Origin of the sequence: Nguyenibacter vanlangensis, assembly GCF_013376155.1 — a bacterium.
Taxonomy (GTDB): domain Bacteria; phylum Pseudomonadota; class Alphaproteobacteria; order Acetobacterales; family Acetobacteraceae; genus Gluconacetobacter; species Gluconacetobacter vanlangensis.
Window position 1 is genome coordinate 1 of sequence record NZ_JABXXP010000707.1, and the last position, 1407, is coordinate 1407.

Sequence of the window (1407 nt, forward strand, 5' to 3'; positions counted from 1 at the left end):
GGCCCGATCGACGCGGCCAGCGCCACCGGCAGCGCGCCGACCAGGTTGCCCAGCAGGATCGCCAGCAGCCCGGTGCGCAGATCCAGCCCCAGCGACACCAGCAGCGCCCCGGTCACCCAGCCGCCCGGCCCCAGATTGGGCGAGAAATGGCTCCAGAACACGCGGTCGATCCGCATGGTCTTGCGCTCCGGCGGAACCGGGCACGATACCGCGGCGGCGCTCAGTTCCTCCATGGCCGGCGGACGCGGAAAGGCAAGCGGCACGGTTCGGGGGTCCTTACGGTTCTGCGGGGCGCATGCGCGGGTGCAATCGTTGCGTCATCGGGCGGCCCCTGGCAAGTCGCCCCCGGCCGCGCCGGCGACAGCGCCAGGGCCCGGCCGATGCCCGACGAGGCACCGGTGATCCGAATCACATCGCGTTTGATGTTCGCAGATCAGAGACCGCCTGATAAAAGACCGCAAACCCTGCCGCCCCGGGTCCGCCCCGGGGTTGCCCCGCGACGATCTTCCGCGACGCTCCAAGGATACGCCGATGACACCCAGCAGCGAACGACACGGCCCGACACCCCGCCCGACGGTGGCGCGGCGCGGGGTCTGCCTGGTGATCTCGGCGCCATCCGGGGCGGGCAAATCCACCATCGCCAACGCCCTGCGCGCGGCCGAGCCGAGGCTGCTGCATTCCGTCTCCGTCACCACCCGCCAGCCCCGCCCGGGCGAAACCGACGGCGTGCATTATCATTTCCGCACCATGGACCGGTTCCAGCAGATGGCCGAATCCGGCGAATTGCTGGAATGGGCCACCGTGTTCGGCCGGGGCTACGGCACCCCCCGCGCCCCGGTCGAGGCCGCCCTGGCCGAAGGCCGCGACATGGTGTTCGACATCGACTGGCAGGGCCACCGCCAGATCCGCGCCGCCCTGCCGGCCGACGTGGTCAGCCTCTTCGTGCTGCCCCCCTCGCTGGCCGAGCTGGAACGCCGCCTGTGCAACCGCGCCTCCGACGACCCGGCGGAAATCGCCCGGCGCATGCAGGCCGCGCGCGACGAAATCGCCCATTGGCAGGAATTCGACCACGTGATCATCAATGCCGACCTCGACCAGGCGATCGCCGAGGCCCGGTCGATCCTGGTCTCGGCCCGGCTCCAGACCCGCCGCCAGACCGGCCTGGCGGGCATAGTCGCCGGGTTCGGCGCGTAACCATGGATTTCTCCGCGATCACGGTGCTCTGCATCGGCGACGTCATGCTCGACCGCTTCGTCTATGGCGAAATGGAGCGCATCTCGCCCGAGGCCCCGGTCCCGGTGCTGCGGCTGGGCCGCACCCGCGAAATGCCCGGCGGCGTCGGCAACGTGGCCAACAACATCCTCTCGCTGGGCGGCCGGGCGATCCTGGTCGGGCTGGTCGGCGCCG

The 1407-nt window shown here is 71.1% G+C and carries 2 protein-coding genes and 1 pseudogene; 2 read left to right on the top strand and 1 reads right to left on the bottom strand.

The window, feature by feature from the left end:
- Positions 1-233, bottom strand: a 233-nt coding sequence (locus HUK84_RS18250) for a cytosine permease (protein ID WP_176641504.1), incomplete at its 3' end; no start/stop codon positions are given.
- 298 nt (positions 234-531) lie between these two features.
- On the opposite strand from HUK84_RS18250, the gene gmk reads away from it, so the two are divergent.
- Together gmk and HUK84_RS18260 are read left to right on the top strand one after the other, a co-directional pair.
- Positions 532-1194 carry a guanylate kinase gene (gene gmk / locus HUK84_RS18255; RefSeq protein WP_176641503.1) on the top strand — a complete coding sequence of 221 codons (663 nt, stop codon included), beginning with the start codon at positions 532-534 and terminating at the stop codon, positions 1192-1194.
- Between the two features lie 2 nt (positions 1195-1196).
- Positions 1197-1407: pseudogene (locus HUK84_RS18260) on the top strand (bifunctional heptose 7-phosphate kinase/heptose 1-phosphate adenyltransferase); the annotation flags it as partial.